Source organism: Streptomyces sp. NPDC090077, from assembly GCF_044747545.1.
Lineage (GTDB): Bacteria > Actinomycetota > Actinomycetes > Streptomycetales > Streptomycetaceae > Streptomyces.
On sequence record NZ_JBIVEG010000013.1, the window covers coordinates 92,303 to 104,125 of the forward strand.

An 11,823-nucleotide genomic window follows, 5' to 3' on the forward strand; every position below is an offset into this window, starting at 1 on the left:
GCGCCGCCCGTCCTCCACCCCTCGCGCGCCTCCGGGCAACCGGCCGGCGCCACCGACGACGTCCCGGAGCAGCCGACATGACCACCGCCCTCCCCCCTGGCAGCGACCTCCGCAGGCCCCCCGTGCCGTGCCGCGGCGCGCGGGCCTGTCGGTGACCCCCGTGCCGGCGAACCCGAGCACCCCGGCCCCTGCCTCCGAGGCCGCGCGGCGCCGCGCCCTCCTGCGCACCGCCCGCGACGTGGCGGAGGACCTGGCCGCCGACTCCCCGGCCCGTGAACGGGCGGGCAGGCCGCCGGCCGACGAGACGGCCCGGCTGCGCGACGCGGGACTCCTGGCCGCCCTCACCCCGCCCCGGCCGGGCCGCGGGGCGGACTGGCGTACCGGATGCGCCGTCATACGGGAGATCGCCGCGGCGGACAGCTCGCTCGGCGAGCTGGTCGCCCGCCACTACGTCCACGCGTGGGGCGGCCGGTTCTACTCGGCCGACCACCGCGCCACCGCCCTGGAGGAGGAGTCGGCCCGCGAACAGTGGCTGTGGACCGGCGCGGTGCACGCCCCCTCGCCCGACGACGAGGCCGGCCGGCCGGACCTCACGCTGAGGCCGCGCAGCCCGGGCTACGTGCTCAGCGGACGCCGCCCCGTGGACACCGCGGCGGCCGCGGCCGACCAGATCGTGGTGGACGCCGTGTGCGCCGTGACGGGCGACGTCCTCGTCGTACGGATCCCGCCCGGCGCGCGGGGCATGACCGTCGAGCCCGCCCCCGACCGGCTCGGCCAGCGCGTCGCCGGCGCGGGCACGGTCGTCCTCGACCGCGTCGCCGTCGCGCCCGCGCAGGTGCTCGGCCGGCGGCCGCACGACGAGGAGTCGACCGCTCCCTTCACCGCGCTCGCCGAGCCGGCGCTCCGGCTCGCCCTCTGCCACGTCGCCCTCGGCATCACCGAGGGCGCCCTGACCGAGGCCCGCGACCTCAGCAGGGGAGGCCGCGCACACCGGCCGCCCGGCGAGGACCCCGACCTCTTCCTCGCCTACGGGGAGCTCGCCACGGCCGCCCAGACCGCCACGGCCGTGGCCGACCGGGCCACGGAGGTGATGGCCCAGGCCCTCGACGCGGGCGAGCAGCTGGACGCCGAGGAGCCCGCGGCCGTCGCCGCCCTGGTCGCCGCGGCCGAGACCGTGACCTCGAAGGCCGCCCTGCACATCACCGCCAGGGTGCTGGAGTTCGCGGACGCCCCGGGCCTGGACCGGTTCTGGCGCAACGCCCGCGTACTGACGGCCCACCGGCCGGTCGCGCACCGCCTGCGCTCCATCGGCGAGCACTACCTCAACGGCTCCCACCGCGCCGTCGCGGCGGCCTTCCGCTGACGCGGGGCCGCGCGCGACGCGCACCGGGACGGTACGGGATAATGTCCGCATGCGGATCTCAGCCAGGGCGGACTATGCGGTACGGGCCGCGCTGCAGCTTGCCGCGTCGCAGGACGACGGGCCGCTGAAGGCCGAGGCCATCGCCGACGCCCAGGACATCCCGCACAAGTTCCTCGAGGGCATCCTGAACGACATGCGCCGGGGCGGCCTGGTACTCAGCCAGCGCGGCGGCAACGGCGGCTACCGGCTGGCCAGGCCGGCCCGGTCCATCAGCATCGCGGACGTCATCCGCGTCGTGGACGGACCGCTCGTCTCGGTGCGCGGGGTCCGCCCGCCCGACCTCTCCTACACCGGGCCCGCCGAGTCGCTGCTCCCCCTGTGGATCGCCCTGCGGGCCAACGTGCGCGAGATCCTCGACGGCGTCTCGCTGGCCGACGTCGCCTCGTCGGACCTGCCCGCCTCGGTGTCGGCGCTGGCCGAATCCCCGGGCGCCTGGACCAACCCCTGAGCATCTGACCTGCGCTTTCTCGGATCACGAGACAGTAGCGTCCACGATCTGGTCACCCCCTTGGGGCGGGTCCCCCGTTCTGCCAAGATGCCTACCAACCAGGTGGGAAAACTAGGGATTCCGGGAGGGCGACCGTGCGAGCACTGCACCACGTACACCGGATGCCGTCCCTGATCTCCCGTCGGCACATCGATCTGGTCCGTACGTCCAGCGCCATCTGTCAGTCCGTCTGACAGCCCTGACCAGGTCTGATCAGGTCTGAGACCGCCAGGCCCGACCGACCGGCGGAACGCGGCCCCGGCGCCGCGCCGCCCGCTCTCCGCGCCGGCCGTACCCCGTTCCCCGGGGCCGCCCGACGACCCGCCGTTCCCCAGCCTGCGACCGTGATCCGGCCACCGACCGCCGCGCGCGGGTGCCGTGTGTACCGGTGGCTTTTCGAGACGCCCGTCTCGTCCTTCTGAAACCATCCCGTGAAAGGACACCTCCGTGTCTGCCGCAAGATCGCTCACCGCCCTGCGCGCCGTCGCCCTCACCGCCGCGCTCCCGCTGCTGCTCACCGCTTGCGGCTACGGCTCCGAGGCCGAGAAGACCGCCGACAAGGACGCCCAGCCGGCCGCCGCCGACGGCGCGAAGAAGCTCTCCGCCTCCGAGGTCCGCATCGGGTACTTCCCGAACCTGACCCACGCCACCGCCCTGGTCGGCCTCCAGGAGGGCCTGATCGAGAAGGAACTGAACGGCACCAAGGTCAAGCCGCAGTCCTTCAACGCCGGCCCGTCCGAGATCGAGGCCCTCAACGGCGGCTCCCTCGACATCGGCTTCATCGGCCCCTCGCCGTCCATCAACGGCTACGTCAAGTCCAAGGGCTCCAACCTGCGGATCATCTCCGGCTCCGCCTCCGGCGGCGTCAAGCTGGTGGTGAACCCGGACAAGATCAAGACCCTCGACGACCTCAAGGGCAAGAAGATCGCCACCCCGCAGAAGGGGAACACCCAGGACGTCGCGTTCCTCAACTGGATCTCCGAGAAGGGCTGGTCGGTCGACCCCGAGTCCGGCAAGGGCGACGTCTCCGTCGTCCGCACCGACAACAAGGTCACCCCCGACGCCTTCAAGCAGGGCTCGATCGACGGCGCCTGGGTACCCGAGCCCACCGCCTCCAAGCTCGTCTCCGACGGCGGCTCCGTCCTCCTCGACGAGGGCAGCCTGTGGCCCGAGAACAAGTTCGTGATCACGAACATCATCGTGTCCCAGAAGTTCCTCAAGGAGCACGCGGACGTCGTCGAGGCCGTGCTGCGCGGCACCGTGAAGACCAACGAGTGGATCCACGCCAACCAGGACAAGGCCAAGGCCTCCGCCAACGCCAAGCTCAAGGCGGACACCGGCAAGGAGCTGGAGCCCAAGGTCATCGACCCGGCGTGGCCGAGCATCGCGGTCACCGACGACCCGCTGGCGAGCACGCTGAAGAAGCAGTCCGACTGGGCGGTCAAGGCCAAGCTCATCGAGCAGCCCGAACTGGCCGGCATCTACGACCTGACGCTCCTGAACAAGGTCCTCAAGGCCGCCGGCAAGCCCGAGGTCTCCGACGCCGGCCTCGGCGCCAAGTAGGGCCCCGGGCACGCCCGGCACGCCACCGTCAGCGGCACCGGTTCCACCGAGGCTTCGTCCTCCGCGGGGCCGGTGCCGCCGTGCGTGGCGGACGACGGCGCGCAGCCACCCGGCCGGGACGGCGGTCTTGACACCGCCCGGACGCGCGCCGACACTCCAGAACGGCGAATCCTGGTGAACCGGTAGGGAATCATGGGTTGTTCTGCGCTGGACCGCGGTACCGACGGCGTCCGCGACGCCGTCCTGCCGCTGCTGACCTCCCGCCGCCACATCGACCTCCTGCGCGTGTGCAGTGCGGCCAGTACCCCGCACCGCGGCGGCCCCTCGCGCGCCCGCCGCTGACCTGCGCGCACTCGCCCTCCGGGTCCCGGCCGCGCCGATTTCCCACGCCGGCCGCCGTCGTCGCATGCCCCGTGCCCGAGCACTCCCAGGGAGAAGCATGGCCACCACCCGCCCGACAGCCGCCCCGTCCTTCCGCAGCAGGATCGGCCGTGACGCGCACAGCGGCTACCCCGCCGTCCCCCACCGCTACCGGCTCCACCTCTCGCCGTCCGGCCCGTCCTGTCTGCGGATCGCGGTCACGCACGGTCTGCTCGGCCTGGAGGACGCCCTCCCGATGACCCTGCTGCCCGCGGTGCCCGACGCACCCGACGGCGGGCACCTGGCCCTGCGCCCCCTGTACCAGGCCAGCGCGCACCGGTACCCCGGACCGGCCGTGGCGCCGGTGCTCAGCGACCGCTGGACCGGACGGATCGTCAGCACCCACGCCCCGGACATCCTCCAGGACATGGGCAGGCGGTTCGACGCCGACGGCCCCCGGCTGTACCCGGCGGGCGCCGACGAGCGGATCGAGGCCGTCGGCCGGCTCTGCGAACAGGGCATCAACGCGGCGGCGCAGCGCGCCGGCCAGTCCGGCACCGACCCGGAGCTGCGCGCGAGGGCACTCACCACCCTGCTGCGCGCGCTGGGCGCGCTGGAGCGGCGGCTCACCGTCTCCGAGTACCTGCTGGGCGGCGAACTGACCGCCGCCGACGTGCAGTTGTGGACCACGCTGGTGCAGCTGGACACGGTGCACCGCTGGCACCTGGACGCGGCCGCGGTGTACCGCCTGACCGGCCACCCGCACCTGTGGTCGTACGCGCGGCGCCTGGCGGCCCGTCCCGCCTTCGCGGCCCACCTCGACCTGGACGGCATCGCCCTGCGCCACCACGCCCAGTGCCGGGGCACCGAGGCCGCCGGTGCGGCCGTACGCATCGTGGACTGGGCGGGCCACGTACCGGACAGCGGAACCGGAGTGGTCCGCCTGTCCGGGCACTGACCGGCACCGACCGGCACCGACCGCCGCCGGACGGCCCCGCGCGCCCCCCGAGGCGCCGGGGCCGTCCGCCATTTCATCCGCCGTACATGGAACCGGCGTTCCGCTGCCCCTACTGTCGTGGCCATGGCAGCAGGAATCCTCACCTCGCGCCGCCACGTGGACCAGGGGCTCGTGTCCAGCTCCCTGTGTCCGGCCGCGTCGGCGCGCTGAGCGCGCCCCCTCGCCCTCACGGGATCCCCACCCGGCGCCCCCGCCCGGCTCCCGTCCCTCCCCCTCGCGCACCGCGGCCCCGCCGCCGTGCGCCCATGCGCCGAAGCACCCAGGAGGAACAGACACCATGAGCGAGAACAGACGACACCCGGTGAGCCGCCGGGGCTTCCTCGGCGGTGCCGCCGCCGTGGCGGCCACCACGGCCCTGCCCGTCGCCGCGCAGGTCGCCGCGGCCGGCCCGGCCGCCGCCGCAGGCCGTCCGAACATCCTGCTGATCGTCACCGACGACCAGCCCAAGCACACCGAGTGGGCCCTCCCCAAGACGGTGGCCTGGCTCGCCGGCCAGGGCGTGAAGTTCACCAACGGACACGTCACCACCCCGCTGTGCGCCCCTTCACGCTCCAGCGTCTTCTCCGGCCGGCACGCCCACCACCACGGCGTGCGCAACAACAAGGCCTCGCACGCGCTCGACCAGGGCACGACCGTGCAGAAGTACCTCAAGCAGGCGGGCTACCGCACCGGCCTGTTCGGCAAGTACCTCAACTCCTGGGCGCTGGCGGACAGTCCGCCGCACTTCGAGGAGTTCGCCCTCCTCCAGCCCGGGTACGTGGACGCGCAGTGGAACGTCAACGGAACCGTCCAGGCCATCAACGGCTACACCACCACCGTCATCAAGAACCGCACCCTGGCCTTCCTCGACAAGGCCGCCACCGACACCCGGCCCTGGTTCGCCTACGTCACCCCGTACGCCTCCCACGGCCCGCGCACCCCCGAGGCGAAGTACGCGGGCACCGCCGTCCCCGCCTGGAACGGCCGCCCCTCGGTCCCCGAGGCGGACCGCAGCGACAAGCCGGCGTACGTCAAGAACGCCACGGGCACCCTCGCCGACGGCCGGGCCATCCGCGCCGAGCAGCTGCGCACCCTGCTCTCCGTCGACGACGCGGTGCAGGCCTTCAAGGACAAGCTCCAGGCGCTCGGCCAGCTCGACAACACGCTCGTCGTCTACATCGGCGACAACGGGTTCAGCTGGGGCGACCACGGCTGGACCGCCAAGTCGGTGCCCTACCGCCCGGCGCACGAGGTGCCCTTCTACCTCTCCTGGCCGGCCGGGGGCCTGGGGGCGGGGACCCAGGACGACCGGATCGTCGCCAACATCGACATCGCCCCGACCCTCCTCGACGCGGCGGGCATCACCCCGGCCGCGCCCCAGGACGGACGCTCCCTGCTCTCCTCCCACAGCCGCGACCACCTGCTCGTCGAGTGGTGGAAGCAGGGCAACGGCGCGGGAGGGGTCCCGACCTGGTCCTCGTACGTGGCCAAGGACAAGCAGTACACGGAGTACTACGACCTGACGACCGACGCGAACGGCACGGTGTCGGGCACCGGCCAGGTCACGTTCCGCGAGTACTACGACCTGGCAGGCGACCCGCACCAGCTGGTCAACAAGCTGTACCAGGCCACCCCGGCCCAGGAGCAGGCCCTCGGCATCCCCGCGCTGGCCGCGCAGCTCCACGCCGACCGCACCTCCTGATCCGGACAGCCCGCCCCGCACCGCCGGCCGGGCACCCCGCCACCAGGGGTGCCCGGCCGCCCATCGTCCCCACGGAGCCGACATGCCCGCCTGCTGCACCCCCGGCCACGACCACGCCCCGGTGCTCACCCTCGCGCCACCGCCCCCCGCGGCCCCGCCGTCCCGGGTGGCCCGGCAGCTGCTCGCCCTGCCCGGCGGGCGGTTCCTCATGGGCACCGAGGACCCCGACGGCTTCCCCGCCGACGCGGAGGGCCCGGTCCGGGAGGTGGCCGTGGAGCCGTTCCGGATCGCCGCCACGACGGTGACCAACGCCGGGTTCGCCACCTTCGTCAAGGCCACCGGGCACGTCACCGAGGCCGAGCGCTTCGGGTTCTCCTTCACGTTCGGCGCCTTCCTCACCGGCGAGGTCGCCGCCGCTTCCCGCCCGGTGCCGGGCGTTCCGTGGTGGCGGGCCGTGGAGGGGGCGTCCTGGCGCAGTCCCGAAGGGCCCGGCTCCCACGTGACCGACCGGCAGAACCACCCCGTCGTCCACGTCTCCTGGAACGACGCGCAGGCCTACTGTGCCTGGTCCGGCACCCGCCTGCCCACCGAGGCCGAATGGGAGTACGCCGCGCGCGGCGGGCTGGAGCAGCGGCGCTACCCGTGGGGGGACGAGCTGACGCCCGGCGGCCGGCACATGTGCAACATCTGGCAGGGCGAGTTCCCGGTGCTCAACACCGGCGCCGACGGCCACGTGTCCACCGCTCCCGCGAAGTCCTTCCGGCCCAACGGCTTCGGCCTCTACAACGCGGTCGGCAACGTCTGGGAGTGGTGCGCCGACCGGTTCACCCCGGGCGAGGAGGGCGCGCGGGCGATGCGCGGGGGCTCGTACCTCTGCCACGACTCCTACTGCAACCGCTACCGGGTGGCCGCCCGCAGCTCGAACACGCCGGACAGCTCGACCGGGAACATCGGGTTCCGGGTGGCCGCCGGTCCCGCGTAGGCCACCCGGAACGCCGGTTCAGGAGACGGTGACGCGGGCCAGCGCCCAGGAGGTGTGGTCGAAGGAGGTCCGGTCGTTGGCGTCCTCGACCACCAGCCGCAGGACCCGTACGCCGCGCACGTCGAGGTCGACCGCGGCGGGACCGCCCGCCGCCGTGAGGACCGGGGTGGTCAGCAGCAGGCGGCCGTCGCCGTAGACCTTGGCCCGGGTGGCGCCGGCCGTGCTCTGCTTCGCGGAGAAGTCGTCGATGCCGACGAGCGAGGTGAACCGTACGGCGGCCCCGCCGAGGTGGTAGGCGATGTCGCTGGGCGCGTGGACCCCGAGGCCCTTGGGGTACGCGGTGCCGCCGAAGGAGATCGGGGGGCCGTCGCCGGCGGCGTTCTTGCCGTTCGAGGCGTCGCGTTCCACCGGTCCCCAGCCGTTCGCGGCGCTGATCCAGGTGAGGTCGGAGAGGTAGGAGTCGGCCGTCGGGGCCGGCGGCGGGGTCGCCGTGCTGCCCGTCGCCTCGTACCGGACCGGGCCGCCCGGGGCGACGGCGCTGCCCTCCGCGGTGAGCGTCCAGGCGGCCCGGGGGGCGGCGGTCGCCGGCGCGGTGACCCGCCAGGACGTGGCGAGCCGGCCGCCCGCGGCGAGCTGCTCGGCGCCGGTGGGGGACGCGGGCGCCACCGTCCATCCGGCGGGCGCGCGCAGGGTGAGCGCGGCGGCGGTCCAGGGCCGCGCGGAGCCGTTGTCGAGGGTGGCGGTCACGGTGAACGCCTCGCCCGGGACGGCCAGGGCGGGCAGGGTCAGGCGGGTGCCGAACGGGGTGCGCGGGTACGTGTCCTTCCAGGAGGCGCGCATCAGCGCCACCAGCTCCGCGGCACGGGCCGGGTGCGCGGCGGCGAGGTCGCGGGTCTCGCCGGGGTCGGCGGCCAGGTCGTACAGCTCCACCTGCCACCTCGTGTCCGGGAGGTTGCGGTCGCGTTCGGGTGCGAAGCGCACGGCCTTCCAGTGGTCGCGGCGGAGCGCCTCGGCGAGCCAGGTGGCGCGCTTGGCGTCCTGGGCGTTGGCCCGGCTGGTGACGCCCAGTTCGTCGCGGAACCAGTACAGGTGGCCGTGGCGGGCCGCGTCGGGGCTGCCGGCGAGGAGGGGCGCGGCGGACAGCCCGTCCACGTCGGCGGGGGCGGGGGCGCCGCCGAGCTCGGCGAGGGTGGGCAGGACGTCGGTCAGGGGGGTGGGGCGGTCGCTGGTGCCCTGCCGGACCCGGCCGGGGCCCCAGGCGATGAGGGGGACGCGTACGCCGCCCTCGTAGAGGTTGCGCTTGTAGCCGCGCAGCGGCCCGTTGGCGTCGAACAGGTCGGGGTTGACCCCGCCCTCCTCGTGGGGGCCGTTGTCGCTGGTGACGAGGAGGACGGTGTCCTGCTCCAGGCCGAGGGCGCGCAGCCGGTCGACGACCTTGCCGACCAGGGCGTCGAACCGGCTCACCTGGGCGGCGTGCCCCTTGTTGGCGGCGGTCCAGGGGCGGTCGGCGTAGGCGCTGGTGTCGGGGACGTCGCTGGGGGCGTGCGGGACGTTCGGGGTGAGCAGGAGCAGGAAGGGCTGCCCGGCGTTGTCCGTGATGAACTCCAGCGCGCTCCGCTCCAGCAGGTCCGGGGCGTACACCGCCTTCGCACCGCCGGCGTTGGCGGGGACGGGCTCCTTGGCGTCGTTGTGCCAGAGGTATTCGGGGTAGTACTGGTGGGCGTGGCCGTGGTCGATGTACCCGCGGAACTCCTCGAAGCCGCGGGCGGCCGGGTGGCTTTCCTGTCCGGCGGCCTCCGGCCCGAAGCCCCATTTGCCGATCACGGCGGTCCGGTAGCCGCGGGCCCTGAGCACCTGGGCGAAGGTGGTGTCGGCGGCGGTGAGGGAGCCCTGTCCGCCGGAGGAGGGGTTGGCCCGGACAGTGGCGTGGCCGGTGTGCAGCCCGGTGAGGAAGGAGGCGCGCGAGGGCGCGCAGACGGCGGCGGTGGAATAGGCGTCGGTGAACCGGAGCCCCTCGGCCGCGAGCCGGTCCAGGCGGGGCGTGGCGATCAGCTTCTGCCCGTACGCGCCGAGCTCGCCGTAGCCGAGGTCGTCGGCGAGGACGACGACGAGGTTCGGCGGCCGGCTGCCGGAGCCGGCCGCGGTCACGGCGGGAGCGGCCCGGGCCACGGGTACGGCGGCGGCGAGCCCGAGGGCGGCGGTCGAACCGGCCAGGAACGTACGGCGGCTGGGCATGGCGGGGTGCTCCTCGTGTACGGGGGACCGTGCGTGTCCGCCGATCATGAGCGGCCCGGGTCCGCCGGAACCATGCACGGGACATGAAGACCTTGTGACGGCCCCCGTCCCGGGATCAGCCAGCCCGGGTTCCCCCGTTCGGCCCTAGTGCGCCGCGAGCCGCTCCACCAGGCCGATGCCGCGGGCCAGCAGTTCCCGCTCCTCCCCCGTCAGTTCCGCTTCGATCGCTCGCGCGAGCCAGTCGGCCCGGCGACCGCGCTCCTCCTCCAGCAGGGCGTGGCCCGCGGAGGAGAGTTCGACCAGGCTCTTGCGGCCGTCGGTCGGGTGGGCCCGGCGGGTGAGCAGGCCCTGTTCCATGAGGAGTCCGACGGCCCGGGCCATGGACTGCGGGCGCACGCGCTGGTCGGCCGCCAGTTCGCTGGTCGTCATCGCGCCGCTGCGGTCCAGCGCGCCGAGCACGGAGGCCTGGCCGAGCGGCATCTGGTCCTCGAGCTTCACGCGCCGCGTGAGCTTCCCCATCGCGGTGCGCAGTTCGGCCGCGACCGCGGCGGATTCCGGAATGGGCATACCGAACCTTAACGCAGCAGAACTGCGCAGCACGACTGTACAGCATGACTGCGCAGCACAACTGAACAGCAGAACTGCACAGCATTGCTGTAGAGTCTTGTCCTGCCGGGTCGGCCGCCAGCGCCACCGTCGCCGCAGCCCGAGCCAGAACCCGGCACGCACGCGCAACGGGAAGGACTTCCATGACCGCCATCACCGCCGTCACCGGCCGCCGCATCCTCGACAGCCGGGGCAACCCCACCGTGGAGGTGGACGTGGAGCTCTCCGACGGATCCGTCGGCCGGGCCGCGGTCCCCTCCGGCGCCTCGACCGGCACCCGCGAGGCCGTCGAACTCCGCGACGGCGACCCGGCCCGCTGGCACGGCAAGGGCGTCGACCGGGCGGTCGGCCACGTCAACACCGAACTGGCCGCCGCCGTCACCGGCCGCGAGGCCGAGGACCAGGCCGGCCTCGACGCGGCCCTCATCGCCACGGACGGCACCCCCGCCAAGTCCCGGCTCGGTGCCAACGCGATCCTCGGCGTCTCCCTGGCCGCCGCCAAGGCCGCGGCCGCCGCCCACCGCCTGCCGCTCTACCGCTACCTCGGCGGCTCCGGCGCGCGGCTGCTGCCCGTGCCGATGATGAACATCGTCAACGGGGGCGCGCACGCCGACAATCCCCTGGACTTCCAGGAGTTCATGATCGCCCCGATCGGCGCGGAGTCCTTCGCCGAGGCCGTGCGGATGGGTTCGGAGGTCTTCCACACCCTGCGCCGCGACCTCCTCGCCGCCGGGCACTCCACGGGCGTGGGCGACGAGGGCGGCTTCGCGCCCTCCCTGCGCACCGCCGAGGAGGCCCTCGACTTCGTGGTGGCCGCCGTCGAACGCACCGGCTACCGGCCGGGCACCGACATCGGCCTGGTCATGGACCCGGCGTCGTCCGAGTTCTTCCGCGACGGCGTCTACGACTACGCCGGGGAGGGAGTGCGCCGCACCCCCGCCGAACACGCCGACCACCTGGTCAAGCTGATCGACTCCTACCCCGTCGTGTCGATCGAGGACCCCATGGCCGAGGACGACCTGGAGGGGTGGCGGGACCTGACCGCACGGGTCGGTGCGCGCTGCCAGCTCACCGGCGACGACGTGTTCTGCACGAACGAGGCCATCCTGCGCGAGGGCATCGGGTCCGGGGTCGCCAACTCGGTCCTGGTGAAGGTCAACCAGATCGGCACCCTGACGGAGGCCCTGGCCACCGTCGCCACCGCCCACCGGGCGGGCTACACCGTGGTCATGTCGCACCGCTCCGGGGAGACGGAGGACACCACGATCGCCGACCTGGCGGTGGCCACGGGCTGCGGGCAGATCAAGACCGGATCCCTGTCCCGCTCCGACCGCACCGCCAAGTACAACCAGCTCATCCGCATCGAGGAGCAGCTGGGCGACAGCGCCCTGTACGCGGGGGCGGCGGCCCTGCGCCGATAGGCACCGTCCCCGGTACGGGCCCCGGCGGCCCGCCCCGAAAGACCTCC

General features: G+C 74.0%; 11 protein-coding genes. 9 read left to right on the forward strand and 2 right to left on the reverse strand.

Annotated features, from left to right (window positions below):
* Positions 1-160 precede the first annotated feature (160 nt).
* The 8 genes from ACIPW5_RS22195 (at position 161) to ACIPW5_RS22230 (ending at position 7,514) form a co-directional block, all read left to right on the forward strand.
* Positions 161-1,363 (forward strand): acyl-CoA dehydrogenase, encoded by a 1,203-nt coding sequence (locus tag ACIPW5_RS22195; protein WP_401247439.1) that lies wholly within the window; start codon positions 161-163, stop codon positions 1,361-1,363.
* Positions 1,364-1,412: 49 nt separating this feature from the next.
* Positions 1,413-1,871, forward strand: coding sequence for an RrF2 family transcriptional regulator (locus ACIPW5_RS22200; protein ID WP_401247441.1), 459 nt, complete (start codon positions 1,413-1,415; stop codon positions 1,869-1,871).
* A 161-nt stretch (positions 1,872-2,032) separates the two neighbouring features.
* Positions 2,033-2,104: a putative leader peptide gene (locus ACIPW5_RS22205; protein ID WP_401247766.1), complete on the forward strand. Its 72-nt coding sequence runs from the start codon at positions 2,033-2,035 to the stop codon at positions 2,102-2,104.
* A 253-nt stretch (positions 2,105-2,357) separates the two neighbouring features.
* The gene (locus ACIPW5_RS22210) at positions 2,358-3,473 is read left to right on the forward strand and encodes an ABC transporter substrate-binding protein (protein ID WP_401247444.1); all 1,116 of its coding nucleotides are present in this window, start codon (positions 2,358-2,360) and stop codon (positions 3,471-3,473) included.
* Positions 3,474-3,665: 192 nt separating this feature from the next.
* Positions 3,666-3,815, forward strand: coding sequence for a hypothetical protein (locus ACIPW5_RS22215; protein ID WP_401247446.1), 150 nt, complete (start codon positions 3,666-3,668; stop codon positions 3,813-3,815).
* A gap of 97 nt (positions 3,816-3,912) precedes the next feature.
* Positions 3,913-4,791 (forward strand): glutathione S-transferase C-terminal domain-containing protein, encoded by an 879-nt coding sequence (locus ACIPW5_RS22220; RefSeq protein ID WP_401247449.1) that lies wholly within the window; start codon positions 3,913-3,915, stop codon positions 4,789-4,791.
* A gap of 337 nt (positions 4,792-5,128) precedes the next feature.
* Positions 5,129-6,532 carry a sulfatase gene (locus ACIPW5_RS22225; RefSeq protein ID WP_401247451.1) on the forward strand — a complete coding sequence of 468 codons (1,404 nt, stop codon included), beginning with the start codon at positions 5,129-5,131 and terminating at the stop codon, positions 6,530-6,532.
* 82 nt (positions 6,533-6,614) lie between these two features.
* Positions 6,615-7,514, forward strand: coding sequence for a formylglycine-generating enzyme family protein (locus tag ACIPW5_RS22230; RefSeq protein WP_401247454.1), 900 nt, complete (start codon positions 6,615-6,617; stop codon positions 7,512-7,514).
* A gap of 18 nt (positions 7,515-7,532) precedes the next feature.
* On the opposite strand, the gene ACIPW5_RS22235 is transcribed toward ACIPW5_RS22230, so the two are convergent.
* Together ACIPW5_RS22235 and ACIPW5_RS22240 are read right to left on the reverse strand one after the other, a co-directional pair.
* Entirely contained in the window at positions 7,533-9,749 is a 2,217-nt protein-coding gene (locus ACIPW5_RS22235) for a sulfatase-like hydrolase/transferase (protein WP_401247457.1), read from the reverse strand.
* A gap of 144 nt (positions 9,750-9,893) precedes the next feature.
* A complete protein-coding gene (locus ACIPW5_RS22240; protein WP_401247460.1) occupies positions 9,894-10,316 on the reverse strand; it encodes a MarR family winged helix-turn-helix transcriptional regulator in 423 nt (140 codons plus the stop codon).
* Positions 10,317-10,498: 182 nt separating this feature from the next.
* Between ACIPW5_RS22240 and eno the strand changes: the two genes are divergently transcribed.
* Positions 10,499-11,776 (forward strand): phosphopyruvate hydratase, encoded by a 1,278-nt coding sequence (gene eno, locus ACIPW5_RS22245; protein ID WP_401247462.1) that lies wholly within the window; start codon positions 10,499-10,501, stop codon positions 11,774-11,776.
* The last annotated feature ends 47 nt before the right edge of the window (positions 11,777-11,823 follow it).

Excerpts from the sequence above, each read along its gene's own strand:
- ACIPW5_RS22225 (WP_401247451.1), top strand. The coding sequence starts at position 5,129 with ATGAGCGAGAACAGACGACACCCGGTGAGCCGCCGGGGCTTCCTCGGC.
- ACIPW5_RS22215 (WP_401247446.1), top strand. The coding sequence starts at position 3,666 with ATGGGTTGTTCTGCGCTGGACCGCGGTACCGACGGCGTCCGCGACGCC.
- eno (WP_401247462.1), top strand. The coding sequence starts at position 10,499 with ATGACCGCCATCACCGCCGTCACCGGCCGCCGCATCCTCGACAGCCGG.
- ACIPW5_RS22235 (WP_401247457.1), bottom strand. The coding sequence starts at position 9,749 with ATGCCCAGCCGCCGTACGTTCCTGGCCGGTTCGACCGCCGCCCTCGGG.
- ACIPW5_RS22240 (WP_401247460.1), bottom strand. The coding sequence starts at position 10,316 with ATGCCCATTCCGGAATCCGCCGCGGTCGCGGCCGAACTGCGCACCGCG.
- ACIPW5_RS22230 (WP_401247454.1), top strand. The coding sequence starts at position 6,615 with ATGCCCGCCTGCTGCACCCCCGGCCACGACCACGCCCCGGTGCTCACC.
- ACIPW5_RS22200 (WP_401247441.1), top strand. The coding sequence starts at position 1,413 with ATGCGGATCTCAGCCAGGGCGGACTATGCGGTACGGGCCGCGCTGCAG.
- ACIPW5_RS22220 (WP_401247449.1), top strand. The coding sequence starts at position 3,913 with ATGGCCACCACCCGCCCGACAGCCGCCCCGTCCTTCCGCAGCAGGATC.